At 73.6% G+C, this 17760-nt stretch carries 22 protein-coding genes and 1 tRNA gene; 13 read left to right on the top strand and 10 right to left on the bottom strand.

Going from position 1 to position 17760, the window contains the following annotated elements:
• Together ACFP3V_RS30730 and ACFP3V_RS30725 are read left to right on the top strand one after the other, a co-directional pair.
• Positions 1-1099: M20/M25/M40 family metallo-hydrolase (locus tag ACFP3V_RS30730; RefSeq protein WP_380590752.1), on the top strand; the 1099-nt coding region annotated here is incomplete at its 5' end.
• 49 nt (positions 1100-1148) lie between these two features.
• Entirely contained in the window at positions 1149-1541 is a 393-nt protein-coding gene (locus tag ACFP3V_RS30725) for a hypothetical protein (RefSeq protein ID WP_380590750.1), read from the top strand.
• A gap of 72 nt (positions 1542-1613) precedes the next feature.
• On the opposite strand, the gene ACFP3V_RS30720 is transcribed toward ACFP3V_RS30725, so the two are convergent.
• From ACFP3V_RS30720 to ACFP3V_RS30705, 4 genes are all read right to left on the bottom strand, one after another.
• A complete protein-coding gene (locus ACFP3V_RS30720; RefSeq protein WP_380590748.1) occupies positions 1614-2423 on the bottom strand; it encodes an SDR family oxidoreductase in 810 nt (269 codons plus the stop codon).
• Positions 2424-2466: 43 nt separating this feature from the next.
• Complete coding sequence (locus tag ACFP3V_RS30715) at positions 2467-3594, bottom strand: carboxylate-amine ligase (protein ID WP_380590746.1); 1128 nt, start codon at positions 3592-3594, stop codon at positions 2467-2469.
• Between the two features lie 163 nt (positions 3595-3757).
• The gene (locus ACFP3V_RS30710) at positions 3758-5443 is read right to left on the bottom strand and encodes a SpoIIE family protein phosphatase (protein ID WP_380590743.1); all 1686 of its coding nucleotides are present in this window, start codon (positions 5441-5443) and stop codon (positions 3758-3760) included.
• A 206-nt stretch (positions 5444-5649) separates the two neighbouring features.
• Positions 5650-6264 (bottom strand): TetR/AcrR family transcriptional regulator, encoded by a 615-nt coding sequence (locus ACFP3V_RS30705; RefSeq protein ID WP_465270118.1) that lies wholly within the window; start codon positions 6262-6264, stop codon positions 5650-5652.
• Between the two features lie 85 nt (positions 6265-6349).
• Here ACFP3V_RS30705 and ACFP3V_RS30700 point away from each other — a divergent pair, with 85 nt between their 5' ends.
• Complete coding sequence (locus ACFP3V_RS30700) at positions 6350-7174, top strand: SDR family oxidoreductase (protein WP_380590741.1); 825 nt, start codon at positions 6350-6352, stop codon at positions 7172-7174.
• A gap of 224 nt (positions 7175-7398) precedes the next feature.
• The gene (locus ACFP3V_RS30695; protein ID WP_380590739.1) at positions 7399-8400 is read left to right on the top strand and encodes a methyltransferase; all 1002 of its coding nucleotides are present in this window, start codon (positions 7399-7401) and stop codon (positions 8398-8400) included.
• Between the two features lie 103 nt (positions 8401-8503).
• On the opposite strand, the gene ACFP3V_RS30690 is transcribed toward ACFP3V_RS30695, so the two are convergent.
• Positions 8504-9001, bottom strand: a complete 498-nt coding sequence (locus ACFP3V_RS30690; protein WP_380590737.1) for a MarR family winged helix-turn-helix transcriptional regulator — start codon at positions 8999-9001, stop codon at positions 8504-8506.
• Positions 9002-9097: 96 nt separating this feature from the next.
• Here ACFP3V_RS30690 and ACFP3V_RS30685 point away from each other — a divergent pair, with 96 nt between their 5' ends.
• Entirely contained in the window at positions 9098-9742 is a 645-nt protein-coding gene (locus ACFP3V_RS30685) for an MBL fold metallo-hydrolase (RefSeq protein ID WP_380590734.1), read from the top strand.
• A 245-nt stretch (positions 9743-9987) separates the two neighbouring features.
• Here ACFP3V_RS30685 and ACFP3V_RS30680 read toward each other — a convergent pair whose 3' ends face one another.
• Positions 9988-10992 (bottom strand): helix-turn-helix transcriptional regulator, encoded by a 1005-nt coding sequence (locus tag ACFP3V_RS30680; protein WP_380590731.1) that lies wholly within the window; start codon positions 10990-10992, stop codon positions 9988-9990.
• 94 nt (positions 10993-11086) lie between these two features.
• Here ACFP3V_RS30680 and ACFP3V_RS30675 point away from each other — a divergent pair, with 94 nt between their 5' ends.
• Positions 11087-11485 carry a VOC family protein gene (locus ACFP3V_RS30675; RefSeq protein WP_380590730.1) on the top strand — a complete coding sequence of 133 codons (399 nt, stop codon included), beginning with the start codon at positions 11087-11089 and terminating at the stop codon, positions 11483-11485.
• 73 nt (positions 11486-11558) lie between these two features.
• A complete protein-coding gene (locus ACFP3V_RS30670; protein WP_380590728.1) occupies positions 11559-11864 on the top strand; it encodes a hypothetical protein in 306 nt (101 codons plus the stop codon).
• Between the two features lie 48 nt (positions 11865-11912).
• Here ACFP3V_RS30670 and ACFP3V_RS30665 read toward each other — a convergent pair whose 3' ends face one another.
• Positions 11913-12074, bottom strand: coding sequence for a DUF5670 family protein (locus ACFP3V_RS30665; RefSeq protein ID WP_380590726.1), 162 nt, complete (start codon positions 12072-12074; stop codon positions 11913-11915).
• A gap of 159 nt (positions 12075-12233) precedes the next feature.
• Between ACFP3V_RS30665 and ACFP3V_RS30660 the strand changes: the two genes are divergently transcribed.
• From ACFP3V_RS30660 to ACFP3V_RS30640, 5 genes are all read left to right on the top strand, one after another.
• Positions 12234-12668, top strand: coding sequence for an ATP-binding protein (locus ACFP3V_RS30660; RefSeq protein ID WP_380590723.1), 435 nt, complete (start codon positions 12234-12236; stop codon positions 12666-12668).
• A gap of 177 nt (positions 12669-12845) precedes the next feature.
• Positions 12846-13070 carry a hypothetical protein gene (locus ACFP3V_RS30655; RefSeq protein WP_380590720.1) on the top strand — a complete coding sequence of 75 codons (225 nt, stop codon included), beginning with the start codon at positions 12846-12848 and terminating at the stop codon, positions 13068-13070.
• A gap of 259 nt (positions 13071-13329) precedes the next feature.
• Positions 13330-13533 carry a cold-shock protein gene (locus ACFP3V_RS30650; protein WP_380590717.1) on the top strand — a complete coding sequence of 68 codons (204 nt, stop codon included), beginning with the start codon at positions 13330-13332 and terminating at the stop codon, positions 13531-13533.
• Between the two features lie 186 nt (positions 13534-13719).
• Positions 13720-15147 (top strand): DEAD/DEAH box helicase, encoded by a 1428-nt coding sequence (locus tag ACFP3V_RS30645; RefSeq protein ID WP_380590714.1) that lies wholly within the window; start codon positions 13720-13722, stop codon positions 15145-15147.
• 105 nt (positions 15148-15252) lie between these two features.
• Positions 15253-15618, top strand: coding sequence for a hypothetical protein (locus ACFP3V_RS30640; protein ID WP_380590711.1), 366 nt, complete (start codon positions 15253-15255; stop codon positions 15616-15618).
• A gap of 138 nt (positions 15619-15756) precedes the next feature.
• Here the strand turns inward: ACFP3V_RS30640 and ACFP3V_RS30635 are convergent.
• Positions 15757-15827: transfer RNA gene (locus ACFP3V_RS30635), tRNA-Cys, on the bottom strand.
• Positions 15828-16018: 191 nt separating this feature from the next.
• Here ACFP3V_RS30635 and ACFP3V_RS30630 point away from each other — a divergent pair.
• Positions 16019-16810 (top strand): hypothetical protein, encoded by a 792-nt coding sequence (locus ACFP3V_RS30630; protein WP_380590708.1) that lies wholly within the window; start codon positions 16019-16021, stop codon positions 16808-16810.
• Positions 16811-16869: 59 nt separating this feature from the next.
• Here ACFP3V_RS30630 and ACFP3V_RS30625 read toward each other — a convergent pair whose 3' ends face one another.
• Together ACFP3V_RS30625 and ACFP3V_RS30620 are read right to left on the bottom strand one after the other, a co-directional pair.
• Positions 16870-17247 (bottom strand): hypothetical protein, encoded by a 378-nt coding sequence (locus tag ACFP3V_RS30625; protein WP_380590705.1) that lies wholly within the window; start codon positions 17245-17247, stop codon positions 16870-16872.
• Positions 17248-17596: 349 nt separating this feature from the next.
• The coding region (locus ACFP3V_RS30620; protein WP_380590754.1) for a cellulose binding domain-containing protein at positions 17597-17760 on the bottom strand (164 nt) is incomplete at its 5' end.

Here is a 17760-nt window from a genome sequence, read left to right as displayed (position 1 = left end):
GCCCACGGTGCTGCTCTACTGCCACTACGACGTGCAGCCGCCGGGCGACCTCGCGGAGTGGCACTCGCCGCCGTTCCGGCTGACCGAGCGCGGCGGCCGCTGGTACGGCCGCGGCGCGGCCGACGCCAAGGGCAACCTGGTGGCCCACCTCACCGCCCTGCGGGCCCTGGGCCCCGACCCGCCCGTGGGCGTCCGGGTGCTGGTGGAGGGCAGCGAGGAGAGCGACAGCAGCGCGCTGGTGGACCACGTGCGCGCGCACCCCCGCGACTTCGCGGCGGACGCGGTCCTGCTCGGCGACTCCGGCAACGCCGAGGTCGGCGTCCCCACCGCCACCGTGGTGCTGCGCGGTGCCGTCGATCTGACGGTCACCGTCGAACTTCCCGACCGTCGCCGGCGCCACGGTCCGGACGCGCCGGCCGCGCTGCTGCGCATCCTGAACGCCCTGCGGGACGGGACCGGCGCACCCTGCCTTCCCGGCCTCCCGGTTGACGGCAACTGGTCCCAGGAGGACTGGGACGAAGGCGAGTTCCGGCAGGCCGCGGGTGTGCTCCCGGGCGTCGCGCTGACCGGCACCGGCAGCGTCGCCGACCGGCTGTGGGCCCGTCCGGCCCTGACCGTCACCGGCATCGACGGGCCGCCGGCCACGGGCGCCGGCACCGCCCGGGCCCGGATCAACCTCCGCATCCCGCCGGGCACCGAGGCCGACAGCGCGGCGGCGGCACTGGTCGCCCGGATCCGGCAGAGCGCCCCCTGGGGCGCCCGCGTCGCGGTCACCGTGCTCAACTCGGCGCGCCCGTACCGCGCTTCCGCCTCCGGACCGGTGTGGGCCGCGTTCGCCGACGCGGCACGCGAGGTCTACGGGCAGCCACTGCGCTACCGGGGCGACGGCGGCACGGTCCCCGTGTGCAGCGCGCTGGCCGAGGCGCACCCAGGAGCGGAGGTGATCATGGTCGGCGTGGAGGAGCCCCTCGCGCGCGTCCACGCGCCCGACGAGAGCGTCCACCCGGACGAGCTCGCGCGGACCGCCGCGACCGAGGCCCTCTTCTGCCGACGACTCGCCGCCGGTGTGCCCGGCGTGCCTACCGCACCGGCGGGGTAGGCGACCGGCGCACCGTGATCCGCGCCGATCCGCGCAGAGAGGACGCACGATGAGCCGCAAGAAGACGTCACCCGACTGGAGCGGGGACCCCGATCTCCCCGCCGCCCGCGCCCGGCTGTCGCTGGTGGCCAGCCCCGGTACCGCCGACGTGCTGGTGGGCCTGCTGTCCGCCGCCCGCACGGACCTCCTGGACGCCGGCGACGTCCTGCACGCCGCCCAGCTGCCCCCGCTGGACCGGCAGCATCCGGAGGTCGCCCGGGCGCTGAAGCGGGCGGCGAAGGGCAAGCCGCTGAGCCCGGCGCTGCTGGTGCGGGGCGACCTCGCCGCCGGGCGCGCACTGTTCGTCGCCGACGGCCACGCGACCGCCAGCGCCTGCTGCCACCTCGGTCCCGACACACCCCTCGCCTGCCGGGTGGTCGAGCTGCCGGCCATGCCCCTGTGAGCCGCCTGCGCCCGCCCGGCGCTCGGCTGAGGCGGCGTCAACTCCCCGAGGCGAGCGGCCCCAGGCCGGCTCTCACACGCCGCGCCAGTCGTCCGACGTGAGGTGCGAACCCGCCTGAGGGCCCATCAGCAGCATGCCGCCGTCGACCACGTACGAGGCGCCGGTGACGTAGCCGGCGGCGGGGGAGGCCAGGAAGGCGACGACCGCGGCGACCTCGTCGGCGTGTCCGGGCCGGCCGAGCGGGACGCCGGGGCGGGACCGGCCGGCCGGATCGGTGTCGGTCTGGCCGGTCATCGGCGTGCTGATCTCGCCGGGCGCCACGCAGTTGACGGTGATGCCGTACTCGGCCAGCTCCAGCGCCAGGACCTGGCTCAGCAGCCCGGCTCCCGCCTTCGCCGCGCAGTAGGGCGCCGAGCCCACCCGGGGCGCGTGCTCGTGCACGCTGGTGATGGTGATGATCCGGCCGCCGTGCCCGGCGGCGACCATGTGCCGCGCGGCGCGCTGGACGCAGACGAAGACTCCGTCCAGGTCCACCGTCAGCACCCGGCGCCAGGTGTCCAGGTCCATGTCCAGCGCCGGCTCGCTGCTGCCGGTCCCCGAGCAGTTCACCAGGACGTCCAACCCGCCCAGCTCGCTCGCCAGTTCGTCGACGACGGCCCCGGCCCGCCCCAGGTCCAGCAGGTCCAGTCGGCGGACCGCCGCCCGCACGCCGTGGCCGCGCGCCTCCTTCGCCGTCTCCTCGGCGCCGGGCTCGTCGCTGTGCCAGGTGATCCCGACGTCCATCCCCTGCGCCGCGAGGGCAACGGCGACGGACCGGCCGATGCCCGAGTCCGAGCCGGTGACGACGGCCCTGCGGAAGGTCTCGCTCTCTCGGTGCTCCATGGGGCGCGCCTGCCCGCCGTCGAGACCGCGAACCGGCCGTTTCTCAGCCCTGGCCGCTGGTCTGCAGCAGCAGGAAGTCCCGCAGCGCCGGCCAGCCGCCCTCGCCCAGGACGCGCTGCTGGCGCACCGCGCCGTTGCCCTCGCGCAGCAGCCGGTGCACCAGCGGGACGACGTGCCGGGCGTCGCCGGTCGCCTCCAGCGCGGGGGACAGGTAGTCCAGGGCGTCGCTGCACACGTCGCCGACCTTGCGCAGCGCGCCGCTCCACGGGTCGGGCACCCGGTCGTCGATCCCGTGCCGGGCGGCGGACCACAGGGCGGCCTGCAGCCACTCGGAGGTCATCCGGCCTCCGGCCTCGTCGGCGGTCGCGTCCTCCTGCAGAGTCATCACCAGGGCCCGGATCAGGCCGGCCAGCATCACGGCCTCGTCCACCCGCAGCTGGATGTCGCAGACCCGCACCTCGACCGTGGGATACCGCTCCGACAGCCGGATCGCCCAGTACAGCTGGCCCGGATCCCCGATCAGGCCGCCCGCGACCAACCGGGCCACCCGCTCCTCGTAGTCGTGCGCGTCGCGGAACAGCGGCGGGATGCCGGTGACCGGCCACCGGCTGTAGACGAGATGGCGCCAGCTGGCGAACCCGGTGTCAACTCCCAGCCAGAGCGGTGAGTTGGCCGAGAGCGCGAGCAGCAGCGGCAGCCACGGCCGCATCCGGTTCATCACCCGCACGCCGGTGTCCCGCTCCGGCACGGCGACGTGCACGTGCATCCCGTTGATCAGCTGCTCGTCGACCAGCCGGGGCGCCGCCGTGCGCAGCGCGCGGTAGCGGGCGGTGGCGGTCACCGGGATGGCGACCTCCAGGTCGCCGGTGGAGGTGGCACAGGCGGCGAGCCGGCAGCCGGCCTGCTCCGCGGCCGACCCGAGGGCGTGCCGCAGCCGCAGCAGATGGCCGGCGACCTCCGGCAGCGAGGAGCAGATCGGCGTCGAGACCTCGACCTGGGCCTGCAGGAGTTCGTGCTGCACCTCGTGCGGGTCCAGCCGGGGATCCCGCCGGGCGAGTTCCTGGACCCGGTCGGCGATCGGCCGAGGGCTGCCGGACACGGGATCGACCAGCAGGTACTCCTCCTCGACCCCCACCGTCGGTCCGGTCGCCCGCTCGGGAGGCACCGCCATGAGCACCTCCTGTCGATGCGCGCGAAGGGGACGTCCGGGGATGCGGCTTGCCCGCCGCACCGAGACGAAACCTCGCAGGTGGCAGCCGTCCGGTCGGTCCCGGCAGCAGGCCGCTCCGGTGCGGGCCGGCAGCGGGTCGGTTCGGCTCCCGCGCCCGGCCGGGTCAGGGTGTGCGGATGGCCAGCAGTGCGACGTCGTCCTGGTTGTCCCCGGGGCGGACCCGGTCGAGCAGCTGGTCGCACATGCGGTCCAGCGGGCGGTGGGCCAACGCGGCGGCGTGGCGCCGAAGTTGGGACAGGCCCGGGTCGATGCCCTGGGCCGGGGACTCGATCAGGCCGTCCGTGTAGAGCAGCAGGGTGGAGCCGGGCGGCAGCGGCTCCACCGCCTCCGTCCGGCGTGCCGGGAAGCCGCTGCCCAGCAGCAGGCCGCTGGCCGTGTCGAGGAACCGGGCCTGGCCGTCGCCGGTCACGAGCAGCGGCGGGGGGTGGCCCGCGTTGCTCCAGCGCACCGACCATTCGCCCGCCGGGCCGCGGTGGATCCGGGCCAGGACAAGGGTGGCCATGACGGCGTCGGCTATGTGCGTGACCGACTCGTCGAGCCGGTCCAGCAGCAGGCCCGGACTTCCCTCCAGCGCCCAGGTCAGCGCCCGCAGCATGTTCCGCAGCTGGGCCATGCCGGCGGCCGCGTCCAGGTCGTGGCCGATCACGTCGCCGATGACCACGGCCGTGTCGCCGCCGGGCAGGGTGAACGCGTCGTACCAGTCGCCGCCCACCTGGGAGGCCTCGGGCGCGGGGAGGTATCGGGCGGCCATCTGCAGCCCCGGCACGTCCGGGAGCTGCGGCAGCAGGTGCCGCTGCATGGTCTCGGCGATGCGGCGCTGGCGTTGGTAGAGACGGGAGTTGGACAGGGCGAGGCCGGCCCGGCGGCTGATGTCCTCCAGCAGGGACAGGTCCTGCACGGTGTACCGGGAGCCGGGCTCGGTGCGGCCGATGGTGACCGCGCCCAGCACGACCCGGTTGTCGCGGATCGGGGCGATGGCCGCCGAGCGGATGCCGGTGACCGCGAACAGGTCGTGCTGGATCACCGCGATGCCCGAGTCCGGCGCCCCCTCGTACACCTCCGGCCCGGCCAGTGAGGCCACGCCGCCGCGCAGCGCGCGTGACAGCGGCAGCTGCGACCGGGGGGTGACCGGCGGCATCGGTCCCTCGAGGTCGTGGCGGCGGCGGACCCGCCCGTCCGGCAGGCAGGTCGCGACGGTGGTGCGCCACACCTCGCCCTGCTCGTCGGCCAGGTCCACCACGACCCAGTCGGCCAGTCGGGGGAGCAGCAGGTGCACCAGCCGCCGGACGCACTCCTGCTCGTTGAGGGTCGCGGTCAGCGTGGACGTGGTCTCCGCGAGGAGCGCGAGCCGTTCCAGCTCGGTGAGCGCGCCCAGGGGCCGCGCCGGCTCGGCCGGGGGGACCTCGTGGAAGACCACCAGCGTCCCCGCCGTGCCGTCGTCCCAGCGGCAGGGGGACACCAGCCAGGAGACGGGCAGCAGGGTGCCGTCGCCGCGGGCGAACCAGGTGTCGTCGCCGTGGACGGGCCGGCCGGTGAGCATGGCCTGCATCATCGGGCACTGGGCGCGGGGGAGGGTCCCGCCGTCGGCCTTGCGGTGCAGCATCTCGTGGCCGTCCCGGCCCAGCAGTTCCTCCTGCGTCCAGCGCAGCAGCTCCAGGGTGCGGGCGTGCGTGCCCACGATCCGACCGTTCTCGTCGACGACGTAGACGCCGAGGTCGGCCTCGGCGGGCCAGGCGCCCAACTGCTCGAAGGAGGCCCCGGCCACCCGCCGTCCCACCAGTCCGGACACCCGTACCTCCGCGTGATCGGCAGCCCCTCTGCGGAGCCTAGTCCAGTCCATCCCCGGGCGGGCAGGCGGAGGCGCCGGTGGGCCCAGCTGCGGCTGGGCCGCCAACGCTTCGCATCCGGAGGGCAGTTGGGCGGACCTGGGATGTGCCCGGCCCTCCGGTGGTCGGCCGGGGCGGCGGGATGCGGGCGTCGGCCCGGTGAGCCGGCTCAGCCCGGGCGGCCGGGGGCGGACGTCGGACCGGCGAGGCCGTCCAGCCAGCGCAGCAGGCGGTCCCCCTCGCGGGTCATGATGCCGGGGTCGCGCAGGGCGTTGGTGAGCAGCGACATGCCCTGGTAGCCCGCGACGAGGGTGACGGCCAGGTCGGCCGGATCGGCCAGGCCCAGGGCCGCGAACTGCGCCTGGGCCCAGTCGAGCAGTTGGCGGATGGTGTCGCCGGCGGCCTGGTCGAGCGTGCCGTCGGCGCGCTTGTCGAGTTCGGCGGCGAGGGTGCCGGTGGGACAGCCGTAGCGGGCGGCGGTGTCGCGTTCGCCGACCCACGCCTCGACCAGGCCCTTGAGCCGGTCGAGGGGGTCGGGCCGCTCGTCGAGGCGGGCGGTCAGGGCGTCGAGGCGGGCGGAGTGCTCGGCGAGGGCGGCCCGGACCAGTTCGTCCTTGGTCTTGAAGTAGTAGTACACGTTCCCGACCTGCACGCCTGCCGCGTTGGCGATGTCCGCCAGGGTGGTGCGCTCGACCCCCTGCTCGTGCAGCACCTGGGCGGCGGCCCGCATGAGCCGGCGGCGCTTGTCGGCGCCGCGCGCCTGAACCTTCGCAGAGTTGGTCACCCAACTGACTATAGACAGACCGCCTCCTCGGCCTGCTAGAGTCCCAAGAACTGAGTCAGCCAACTAACTAACTTCTGGAGGCGACATGAGCATCGTCGTGACGGGTGCGACGGGAAACGTGGGACGCGCGCTGGTCGGTCTGCTGGCCGCCGCGGGGGAGCAGGTCGTCGCCGTGGCGCGGCGGATCACGCCGGCCGACGTACCCGAGGGCGTGCGCGCGGTCCCGGCCGATCTCGCCGACCCCGCGTCGCTGCGGCCCGCGCTGGCCGGGGCCGAGGCACTGTTCCTGCTGGCGGCCGGTGAGCAGCCCGACGGCGTCCTGGCCGCGGCACGGGAGAGCGGGATCACCAAGGTGGTCCTGCTGTCCTCCCAAGGTGTCGCCACGCGGCCCGAGGCCTATCGGCACCCGGCCCGGTTCGAGGAGGCCGTCGCCGCGAGCGGACTGGACTGGACGGTGCTGCGCTCGGGCGGCATGGCCTCCAACGTCCTCGCCTGGGCCGAGCCCGTCCGCGCCCACCGCACCGCAGCCGCGCCCTTCGCCGATGTCGCGCTCCCGTTCGTCGCCCCCGACGACGTGGCGGCGGCGGCAGCCGCGGTCCTGACGCGGGACGGGTACAAGGGCGCGACCTACGTCCTGACCGGACCGGAGGCGACGACGCCTCGCCAACGGGCGGCCGCGATCGCCGAGGCGATCGGCGAGCCGATCACGTTCGTCGAGCAGTCGCGCGAGCAGGCCCACGAGCAGATGTCCCGGTTCATGCCGCTACCCGTGGTCGAGGGCACCCTCGCGATCCTGGGCATGCCCACGGAGGAGGAGCAGCGGGTCAGTCCCGACCTGGCCCGCCTGCTGGGCCGCCCCGGCACGTCGTTCGCCTCCTGGGCGCGGCGCAACGCCGCTGCCTTCCGCTGAGCCGCGCGGGCCGGGCGCGGAGCCGGGCCGGGAACAGCGCGGTGGGCAGGCTTCCGACCTGGGGCGGCCCGGCTGGCTGGAGGCATGGGCGGGGCGCATGCTCGGGAGGAGGGAACGGGGCCCGTGGGCCCGGAGCCGCAGGCGGGCCCTCGACCTGGTGACAACTGCCCTGTCCCGCCGGTCCGTTGCGGGCAGGGCCGCCCCGGTACCTTGTGGAGGCAGCCATGGACGCCGCAGCGCAGCCGTCCCCAGAAAAGATCATGCAGATCACCACCGGAGGCTGGGCGGCCGGCCTGCTCGCGACCGGTGCGATCCATTCGGTGTTCACCCATCTCGACAACGGCGCGGCCACGGTGGAGGACGTGGCCACGCAGGCGGGACTCGCCCCGCGCGGCGCCCGGGCGCTTCTGGACGGGCTGGTCGGCCTCGGCCTCGTCGAGGTCCAGGACGGCAGGTACCGCAACTCCCCTGACGCAGCGGCCTTCCTGGTGGAGGGGAAGCCCTCCTGCCTCGGCGCGTTCGCGAAGCTGCAGTTCCTCGACATGCCCCGCTGGTCGCACCTGCCCGAGGTGGCGCGCACCGGCGTCCCCGTCGCGGAGGACACCGCCGACGTCTCCGAGAACGCCTTCTGGGAGGAACTCGTGCCGGCGATCGCCCCGCTGGCGGTGCCGTCGGCGCTCACCGCCGCGCGGGAACTGGACCTGGCGACTGCCGGAGCGGTTTCGATCCTCGACGTCGGCGGCGGCTCGGGGATCTTCTCCGTCATCTGGCTGGGCATGAACCCGCAGGCGCGTTCCACCCAGATCGACTGGGCCAACGTCAACCGGATCGCCTCGGCGTTCACGGCCGAGCACGGCGTCGGCGACCGCTTCCGAACCGTCGACGGCGACTTCCACACCGTGGACTTCGGCAGCGGCGAGTACGACATCGGGCTCTACTCCCACCTGGCCCACCAGGAGACGCCGGACGACAACGTGGCGGTGTTCCGGAAGTTCCGCCGGGCCCTGCGGCCGGGCGGAACGCTGGTGGTCAACGACTTCGTCGTCGACAACGGCCGCACCGGACCGCCCTTCCCTCTGATCTTCGCCTCGATGATGCTGCTGCAGACCCGGCACGGCTCGACCTGGACCCAGGACGACTACCGGACGTGGCTGCAGGCGGCGGGCTTCACCGACGTCACCTTCCACGCCACCCCGTCGCCGGCCGGCCTGGTCCTCGCGCGCTGAGGAGGTCGGGCTGAGCGCGCGTCAGAGGACCCGCAGGGAACGGCGGTTCGGCCGGTATGCCGGGATGGCGACGGATGGGGGCCGCGCTGCACCGCGTGGACGCTCACCACGCGCCGCTGATCGGGCCGCGGTCCGAGACCGCACCGCGGGCGGCGTCCCCGGCGCTCAGGGCCGCGGAGACGCGGCCGAGCAGGGGCAGGGCCCGGGCGAGGAGGCGCTGTTCGGCCTCGTCCAGGTTCTCGGTGAGGGCCCGCGCGAGCAGGCCGATCCGCTGCCGGCGGTCGGCCTCGATCGCGCGGCGGCCCTCCGGCGTCAGCGTCAGCGTCTTCTTGCGGGCGTCGGCAGGGTGGGGCTCGGCGGTGAGGAGGCCGGACTCGGTGAGTTCCCTGACGGTCGCGGCCATGGTCTGGTGGCGCACCCCACGGCTGGCCGCGAGTTCCGCCGTCGTCATCGGCCCCTGTCGGTCGAGCAGGTCGAGCACCGTCGCCGGGATGGGCGCGAGCTGGTCGAACGGGCGCCCGGCGCGGACCAGTTCGCCGACTGCCGTGCGGAGGTCGGCTGCGAGTCGCTCGGGCTCGGGCGCGGCGGCGGGCGGCGTCATGAGGACACGGTACAGGCCCACAGGCCAGGCTGTACAGTCCGATCTGTACAGGTTAGCCTGTACAGGCTTTCCTGCGTGTCTCCGAGAGGAATCCCGATGCAGCTCACCAAGCACGCCCACGCCTGTGTGACCTTCACGAAGGGCGGAGCCCGGATCGCCGTCGACCCGGGCGCGTTCACGCCCGACGCGGCGGAGGTCGTGGCCGGGGCCGAGGCGGTACTGATCACGCACGAACACTTCGACCACTTCGACGAGGAGCTGGTCGCCAAGGCCCTGGAGGCCCGGCCCGAGCTGCGGGTCTACGGGCCGGCGTCGGTGGTCGGACGCTGGACGGAGGCCCGCCGCGGCCAGGTCGTGGCCGTCGCGGCGGGGGACGCGTTCAACGTCGCGGGCTTCGACCTGACCGTCCTCGGCGACCTGCACGCCTCGATCCACCGTGACATCCCGCAGGTCGCCAATGTGGGCTACCTGGTCGACGGGCACGTCTACCACCCCGGCGACGCCTACCACGTCCCGGAGGTCCCCGTGGGCGTGCTGCTGCTGCCCACCAGCGGGCCGTGGACCAAGGTCGGCGAGGCGGTGGACTACGTCCGGGAGGTCGCCCCCGCGCGACTGGTGCAGATCCATGAGGCGATGCTCGGCCCGCTCGGCCAGCAGTCGATGGCCCGTTTCCTGAGCCCCGACATGCTCACCGACGTGCCCCTGGAGATCGTGCCGCCCGGCGAGACCATCGAGGTCTAGTGCCGCGTCCGGACGGGTTCGCCGGGTTGGGGTGACCGGTGGTGGGGGCACCCCCCGGCCGAAGGCTGGGGGACGTTCGCAAGGCGGAGGGTCGCCCTCGCACTGGACGTCCTTGGGCGCGCCCGACAACGCGGCGTGGGGGCACCCCCGGCCGAAAGGCTGGGGGAGTGCCGGGCGCCGCAACACGGTGGGCCTGTCCGGACACGGCGCTGGTCGAGGCCCAGGGGCCGTCTCAGGACAACGGCTCAGGACATCGGTCCCTCGGGCTCGGCGACGCAGGACCGGAGGCGGTCGGCGAGTGCGAGGACGAGGTCGCGCAGTTCGGCGGGGCGCTCGATGACGAACGGCCGGTCGAGTGAGGCGAGGACGGGAGGCAGCCAGTCGAGCCGCTCCGCTCGCAGTTCGACCCGCCGCCAGCGCTCGGTCTCGCGGTCCTCGTCCGCTGCGGCCTCCGGCTCCTCCAGTTGCGCGACGGCGGCGGGGAGGCGGGCGCGGATCTGCGCGACCGTCGCGTGGATCCGCAGGCGCACCTCGTAGCGGTACTCCGCCGTGGCGAAACCCGACAGCACGCGCTCCGCCGGATCGGGGCCCGCTGGCGCCTCGAACGAGCCGGGCAGGGTCCGCGCGTCCGCGATCCGGTCGAGGCGGAAGGTCCGTTCCTCGCCGATCCGGGGGTCGTGGCCCGTGACGTACCACCGGCCCGCGTGGGCGACGATCCCGTAGGCGTGCAACCTGCGCTCGCTGCGCTGTCCGTCGCGGTCGGTGTAGCGGATCGCGACGGGTCGGTGGTGGCGCACCGCGTCCGCGATCGTGAGCAGGACCCCGGCGTCCGGAACGTCGGACTCGCCGGGCTGGTCCGTGAAGGCGAGAGCGTCGAGGATCGCGTCCAGACGGCGGGCGGTGTGCGTGGGGAGCACCCGCCGGATCTTGGCCGACGCCGTCTCGCTCGACGTCCGCTGGCTCGTCGTCAAACCGGCCCGGCGGCCGAGGACCAGACCGAGCAGGACGGCCAGCGCCTCGTCGTCGCTGAGCATGAGCGGAGGCAGACGGTAGCCGGGCGCGAGCCGGTACCCGCCGTAGCGGCCGCGTACCGACTCCACCGGAACATCGAGGTCGATGAGGTGGTCCACATACCGGCGCACGGTGCGCCCGTCGACGCCGAGCCGGTCGGCGAGTTCGGCCACCGTTCGGGTGCCTCCCGACTGCAGCAGCTCCAGGAGGGTCAGCACGCGGCCCGTGGGTCGGGACATGTCCGCAGCCTAACGCCGATAGGGGACCGAATCTGTCCGCTATCCCTCCTAGCCTGCGACGTGCACGCCTTCCAGCACAGCCAAGGAGATTCCCATGGACTTCGTCTCGATCCGCATCATCACCGGCGACGTCGCGCGCCTCGTCGCCTTCTACGAGCGAGCCACCGGGGCGCGGGCGACATGGGCCACCGAGGACTTCGCCGAACTCAGGACCACGGGCGCCACCCTCGCGATCGGTGGCACCCGCACCGTCCCGCTGTTCGCGCCGGGCTCCGCTCGCCCGGCGGACAACCGCAGCGTGATCATCGAGTTCCTCGTCGACGACGTGGACCGCGTCCACCGGAACCTGACCGGCTTCGTCACCGACTTCGTCACCGAGCCCACCACGATGCCCTGGGGAAACCGGTCGCTGCTGTTCCGCGACCCGGACGGCAACCTCGTCAACTTCTTCACCCCGGTCACCCCGGCGGCCATCGAGAAGTTCGCCCGCTGACGCGACGACGCCACCGCCTGCGTGCCCGCGGCCGCTCCGGGGCCGCGCGGCGGACGCTCATCGCGTCCTGGCCGTGCGGGGCCCGGGCCCTGCCGTCAAGGGCGTCACCCCGCTCGACGACTCCGCCTCCGTGGTGCACGTCACCGCCAACGTCGGCGGGGGTCAGCTGAGTTGGACGCCGCCGACCGCCGACCCGTGGGTGCTGCCCGCCTACTGGCCCGAGCGGCTCCGGCCGGCAGCCGAGACAGCGCGTTCACGGCCCGACCGCGTTTCGTGGTGGACCACTTCGGCTCCGGCGCGCCACCAGGCCGCGACCGACCTGGGGGAGAGGGCCATCCTGGACACGCTGACGGGCCGTCAACTCGGCTCGGCAGCATGACGGGAGGGGCACGTGCCGCGCGCTGCCCCTCCCGCCGTACTGTCGCAACTACCAGCGGTACCAGCGTCCGCCGCCGCCGCTCGAGCGGGCGAAGAAGCCAACCACCCACAGCACCAGCACGATCAGGGCGATCCACCACAGCACGTGCACGGCGAAGCCCACGCCACCGAGGATCAGTGCCAGCAGCAGTACCAACAGCAAAGGACCCATGTCGTCCACCTCCTGACGGTCCGCCTGCCCCGCGATGCCCCTCGCACTCGTGTTCGTCGGACATCTCCGGGCAGCCCGCCGGAAGTCCGCCGCCTCCCGCTTTCCTTCCCGCCCCCTGGGTAGGCGAATTCCCAGGGGCGCGGTCGAAAGGATGAGCAGGTGAGTCAGGCGCGACTTCGGGCGGTGGGCTGGGCCCGCTCGCTGCCCCTGAGCTGCGACACGAAGACGGCCCGCGACTGGGCACGGGAGCGGCTGCGGTCGCTGGACTGGACGGCCGACGCACCGCAGACGGTGGAGGCGGTGCTGCTGACGGTCTCCGAACTCGTCACCAACGCCCACTTCCACGCCCACAGCAGCGCACAGCTCGTGCTCACCTGGGACCGGCGCTGCCTGCACGTGGCCGTGCACGACTCGTCTCCGCAGCTGCCGCGCCGCCGCCCGCCGGACGAGGACAGCACGGGCGGCAGGGGCCTGGTGCTGGTCGACGCCCTCGCCGACAGCTGGGAAGCCCACGCCTGCCCCTACGGCAAGACGGTCGTCGCCTGTTTCCGCCCGCCCGCCGCCGCGTCGGTGCGCGAGAAGCGTGCGTCCTGACCCGCGAAGACCGGCGCGACGGGCTCCCGGAGGGTTCCGCGCCGGCAGTTCAGCGTGGCCGGGGGCCGTCTGGTCACCCACGACGCGGCGCGAGGCGCGTCGATCTGATGCCTCGTCAGGCTGACGGTCGGGGGCAGGGGGTAGGAAGACCGCCCCGTGTGGCGCATACTGGCGGCAATGACGAAGCCAGCGTGGTCCCGACGTGTCCTGCCCACCAGCCCCTTTGCCCGAGACGAGGTGCCGGTGCTGCCGCCTGTCCAGTTCGAGGTCGGGGACCGGGTCAGTCATGACCGGCACGGCCTCGGCCGGGTCGTGACCGTCGGGAGGGACGAGGTCGTCATCGACTTCGGTGCCTCCCGCAGACGCGTCCAGACCTCGAGCTCGATGCTCAACAAGCTGTAGCGCCGGATCGCCGGAACCTCGTCGGCACATCGCCGGCGTCCGGCCCGCCGGCCTGCAGTCGAGCCGTCGCGTTGATCGTCGTGCTACTGTCGAAGCAGTTGCAGTTGTGGTTTCCCAGACTTCGAGTGCGCTTCTGCCGGTGGCGTTTCCGGCGGGCGCACTTTTTGTTTTCCCGACGATCTTGTCGGACGGGGCATCATCGCGGCGATGCGGGGCCGCACGGTGTGGCTCCGGTGTACTGCCCCGAAGGAGATTCAAGATGGCATCGGGAACCGTGAAGTGGTTCAACTCGGAAAAGGGCTTCGGCTTCATCGAGCAGGACGGCGGCGGCCCTGACGTCTTCGCCCACTACTCGAACATCGCCACCCAGGGCTTCCGCGAGCTGCAGGAAGGCCAGAAGGTGAACTTCGACGTCACGCAGGGCCAGAAGGGCCCGCAGGCCGAGAACATCACCCCCGCCTGACGCGTCAAGCGCAGCACGGCCGGGGCCCGCCTCCACAGGGGTGCGGGCCCCGGCCTCTCGCTTTTCCCGTCGTCCGCACCGGTCCCGGCAACCGGTACCACTGTCCGGCTCGTTCCCTTGCCGTTTCCCGGCCGTTTCCCGGCTCGGCGGAATGCGCGGTACGTGCCGCAACGAGAAAGGCTCCGCATGGACCGACAAGCTCGTAGGCACCCCCGCGCCGGCTCGCGTGGGGGCGGTCGCTTCACCCCGGCGGCGCCGCGCCGCGCCGGTGGCCCCCGTCCCGGACGGGCCATGCCGCCCGCCGAGTTCGCCGTGCCCGCCACCTCGACGGCGGCGCTGCCCGCCGTCGAGTCCTTCGAGGACCTGGATCTGCCGTCGGCGCTGCTGACGACGCTGGGCGCCAACGGCGTGACGGTGCCCTTCCCGATCCAGGGCGCCACCCTTCCCAACACGCTGGCCGGGCGGGACGTGCTCGGCCGCGGCCGCACCGGATCCGGCAAGACCCTCGCCTTCGGCCTGGCCCTGCTCGCCCGGTCCGCCGGCCGGCGGGCTCAACCGGGGCAGCCGCTGGCGCTGGTCCTGGTCCCCACCCGGGAGTTGGCCCAGCAGGTCACCGAGGCACTGACCCCCTACGCGCGAGCGGTACGGCTGCGGATCACCACCGTCGTCGGCGGCCTGTCGATCGCCCGTCAGGCGCACGCCCTGCGCCGGGGCGCCGAGGTCGTGGTCGCGACCCCGGGACGGCTCGCCGACCTCATCGAGCGCGGCGAGTGCCGGCTGGACCAGGTGCGGATCACCGTCCTGGACGAGGCCGACCAGATGACCGACCTGGGCTTCATGCCGCAGATCACCGCCCTGCTCGACCAGGTCGACGCCGACGGGCAGCGGATGCTCTTCTCCGCCACCCTCGACAAGAACGTCGACCGCCTGGTGCGCCGCTACCTCAGCGACCCGGTCGTCCACAGCGTCGACCCCTCGGCCGGCGCGGTCACCACGATGGAGCACCACCTGCTGCACGTCCGGCTGACCGACAAGGACGCGACCGCGACGCGGATCGCGGCCCGCGACGGACGGGTCATCATGTTCCTCGACACCAAGCACGCCGTGGACCAGCTCACCCGGCACCTGCTGCACAGCGGCGTGCCCGCGGCCGCCCTGCACGGTGGCAAGTCGCAGCCTCAACGCGCCCGCACCCTGGACCAGTTCAAGACCGGAGAGGTCAGCGTGCTGGTCGCCACCAACGTGGCGGCTCGCGGCATCCACATCGACGACCTGGACCTCGTCGTCAACGTCGATCCGCCGGCCGACCACAAGGACTACCTCCACCGCGGGGGCCGTACGGCCCGAGCCGGACGCTCGGGCAGCGTCGTCACGCTCGTGCTGCCGCACGAGCGCCGCACGATGGAGCGCCTGCTGGCCGACGCCCGGATCACGCCCACGGTCACCGTCGTCCGGCCCGGCGACGACGAGCTGAGCCGGATCACCGGCGCCCGCACCCCCTCGGGCGTCCCGGTCGTCGTCCGGGCGCCGGCGCCCGCTCCGGCCGCGCGCCCGCGTCGCGGCACGCCGGGCCGGCGGCCCCGATCCCGGCCAGCTTCGGGCAACGCGGCGTAACTGCGGGGAAGTTGACGTACCGTCGGCGCGGAGTGCGTGGTGGCGGTGCGGTTGATGTGGCACTCGCGTGCACCTCGGGCGCACGCGTCCTCTACGCTCGGGGGAATGTCGACGACCGATGAACTGCTCGTGGCCCTGGCCGCCATGGTGGAGTCCGAGGGCAGCAACCAGATGACCATCACCGTCGTGGTCCCCGGTGCTGTCATCACCGGCCGCCTCGCACCCGAACGTGCCTGGCGCGAACGGGTTGCGCAGGTGCTCGGAGCCGGATCCGAGCCTCTCCAGGCATTCGCCTCCCTTTTCGCGGCGCCCGAGACGGGTGGCGGCCAGAAGCCCACGCATCTGCACCTGCACCGGGCCAAGATCCTGCAGGGAAGTTTCGGCCTTCCCCACACCGGGGGCATGTACCGGGTGGCGATCCCGGAAGTCAGCGCCTGGACGGTCGGCGACCTGGGGTACTCGGACGAATGAGCGCCGGGCTTTCGGCGGCCCCGCCCGGGTGACCCGGCGGGGCCGCCGAAAGCGGGGGAAAGGGATTCCGGGGTGCCCGTAAATCCCGGATTCGTGCAGGGTCCGCGCGGCATTCACATGCCGCGCGGACCCTTTTTGAGGTGGAGACAGGGATCGAACCTATGTCTACAGCCTTGCGGGCTGTCGCCTTGCCACTCGGCCACTCCACCGATATCAGCGACGCTAACACAGACCGACGGCCCAGAACGGCAGCCGGGCGGGTGATTCCCCGGCTCGCAGGGCCACGCGCCGCGGTCGGAAATCCGACAATCCCGTGTGCTGCTGATAGGAATTCGAACGAGTGCCGATCCGTAATGCTATGCTCGCCCGAATATCCCGCCAGACATGCGAAGGAATGCGCGTGACTGCTCCCATGCAGGCCGTACGGGAAGAACTTCGACCGGCCTTGGTAATGAAATGCCAGTACAAGAGCCTGCCGCTGCGGGATCTCCCGCCGCTGGGACTCGCGCGGGCGGCACGCCAGGCCTTCGAGGAGCAGCGGCTGCGCAGGGGGGCCGTTCCACCGCAGGGCAAGCCGTCCGCGTTCGCCGTCGGCGACTGGGTGCGCGTCAAGGACGCCGACGCCGTCCGGGCCACGCTCGACGCCGACAACCGGCACTGCGGGCTGTGGTTCACCGACAGCCAGTGGTCCTACTGCGGCGGTACCTACCAGGTCGAGCACGTGGTGCGGCGGATGATCGACGACCACTACCGCTTCCGTTCGCTCTCCCGCACCACCACCCTCGCCGGGGCTACCTGCCTGGGCGCGGACCGCAGCCAGGGCTGCGGGCTCTCGTGCGCGCTGCTGTTCCGCGACGACTGGCTGGAACCGTCGGAGCCGGAGCTGGCGACTCCGCAGCCGGCGGCGCTCCACGCCACAGTGCTTCCGGTGGACCGGATCCGCGCCACCCTCGACGCCTCCGGCCGACTCGACGGGGTCCCCTTCCAGCCCGGCATGGAGCGGTGGGCGGGCACGCGACACCCGGCGGTCCCGGTCCAGCACCGATCCCTGGCCCGGTGGCAGCGACCGGTCGGCGGGCCCTGGTACACCCTCGACGGCCTCCGATGTCTCGGCGAGCCCCTGGGCGGCTACGGCTGCGACCGCCAGTGCGCGCTGCTGTGGCACGCCAGTTGGCTCCGGCTGGAACCGTAGCCACCTGCGCCGCCGGGCCGCCCGGAGCTGTGCCGGGCGCTCGGCGGCGCAGCAGGCGGTCAGGCCTCGACGGGAACGGGGCGCGTCGCACCCCCGGTCCGCGTGCCGAGGTCGTCCCGGGCGGCGATCCGTTCCGCGACGTGCAGGTCGAGTGCCCGGCGGGCGGCGTCGGCCGCGCCCTGGAAGTCGCCCGCCTCGAAAGGCCGCCGGATGTCCGCCACCAGCAGGTAGCCGCGCTCGGCGCAGGTCGTGCGATCGCCGATCAGTCGGGCGGCCCGCAGGGACCAGCCGGCGGCGCGGGCGACGAGTCCGCTGAAACCCAGGGAGTTCTGCAGCCAGAAGGCGCAGCGCATCGCCCGCCCCAGCTCGCCGGTCGCCTCGTACGCCGTGTAGGCGCGCTCCAGGGCTGCCACCGCCTGCTCGCCATGGCCCGTCATGTCCGCCGCCCCGGCGAGGAGTTCGAGGTCGGGCGGGGCCAGCGGCGCTTGGGAGTCGGCATCGGTGAAGGCCTGGTAGGCGTGCAGCCAGGCCCGGCGGCCCGGCCGACTGGCGGGCGTGCTGCAGAAGGGGCTCGCCGTCGATCGCCTCCACCCGGACGGAGAGGTCCCGGCTCGGGTCCGTCACCGGTCGGCAGTCCTCGTTCCGGACCACGGCTCCATCCTCCCGCCGCCGGGACAGGCGTGGTCGGTGGTGCCTGCGGGCGACCGCGCCGAAGGAGCACCCTCGGCGCGGTCGACCGTTCGGTGCCGGTTGTCGTCCCGGACGACCGGCACCTGGGGTGGGGGCTCAGGACGCGGTGCAGGTGAGGGTGGGGGTGGTGCTGGTGCCGTTGGCCTGGAGGCCGAAGGTGGTGGAGCCGCCCGCGGTGAGGGCGCCGTTGTAGGACAGGCTGGTGGCGGTGACGTTGGCGGCGGTCTGCTGGAGGGTGGTGTTCCAGGAGTTGGCGACCG

Source organism: Streptacidiphilus monticola, from assembly GCF_042658505.1.
Classification (GTDB): Bacteria; Actinomycetota; Actinomycetes; order Streptomycetales; family Streptomycetaceae; genus Streptacidiphilus; species Streptacidiphilus monticola.
The sequence above is the reverse complement of the archived record's forward strand: the minus strand, read 5'-3'. Positions and strand labels throughout refer to the sequence as shown.

Excerpts from the sequence above, each read along its gene's own strand:
- ACFP3V_RS30725 (WP_380590750.1), top strand. The coding sequence starts at position 1,149 with ATGAGCCGCAAGAAGACGTCACCCGACTGGAGCGGGGACCCCGATCTC.
- ACFP3V_RS30720 (WP_380590748.1), bottom strand. The coding sequence starts at position 2,423 with ATGGAGCACCGAGAGAGCGAGACCTTCCGCAGGGCCGTCGTCACCGGC.
- ACFP3V_RS30715 (WP_380590746.1), bottom strand. The coding sequence starts at position 3,594 with ATGGCGGTGCCTCCCGAGCGGGCGACCGGACCGACGGTGGGGGTCGAG.
- ACFP3V_RS30700 (WP_380590741.1), top strand. The coding sequence starts at position 6,350 with ATGAGCATCGTCGTGACGGGTGCGACGGGAAACGTGGGACGCGCGCTG.
- ACFP3V_RS30695 (WP_380590739.1), top strand. The coding sequence starts at position 7,399 with ATGGACGCCGCAGCGCAGCCGTCCCCAGAAAAGATCATGCAGATCACC.
- ACFP3V_RS30690 (WP_380590737.1), bottom strand. The coding sequence starts at position 9,001 with ATGACGCCGCCCGCCGCCGCGCCCGAGCCCGAGCGACTCGCAGCCGAC.
- ACFP3V_RS30685 (WP_380590734.1), top strand. The coding sequence starts at position 9,098 with ATGCAGCTCACCAAGCACGCCCACGCCTGTGTGACCTTCACGAAGGGC.
- ACFP3V_RS30680 (WP_380590731.1), bottom strand. The coding sequence starts at position 10,992 with ATGTCCCGACCCACGGGCCGCGTGCTGACCCTCCTGGAGCTGCTGCAG.
- ACFP3V_RS30675 (WP_380590730.1), top strand. The coding sequence starts at position 11,087 with ATGGACTTCGTCTCGATCCGCATCATCACCGGCGACGTCGCGCGCCTC.
- ACFP3V_RS30665 (WP_380590726.1), bottom strand. The coding sequence starts at position 12,074 with ATGGGTCCTTTGCTGTTGGTACTGCTGCTGGCACTGATCCTCGGTGGC.
- ACFP3V_RS30655 (WP_380590720.1), top strand. The coding sequence starts at position 12,846 with ATGACGAAGCCAGCGTGGTCCCGACGTGTCCTGCCCACCAGCCCCTTT.
- ACFP3V_RS30650 (WP_380590717.1), top strand. The coding sequence starts at position 13,330 with ATGGCATCGGGAACCGTGAAGTGGTTCAACTCGGAAAAGGGCTTCGGC.
- ACFP3V_RS30645 (WP_380590714.1), top strand. The coding sequence starts at position 13,720 with ATGGACCGACAAGCTCGTAGGCACCCCCGCGCCGGCTCGCGTGGGGGC.
- ACFP3V_RS30640 (WP_380590711.1), top strand. The coding sequence starts at position 15,253 with ATGTCGACGACCGATGAACTGCTCGTGGCCCTGGCCGCCATGGTGGAG.
- ACFP3V_RS30625 (WP_380590705.1), bottom strand. The coding sequence starts at position 17,247 with ATGACGGGCCATGGCGAGCAGGCGGTGGCAGCCCTGGAGCGCGCCTAC.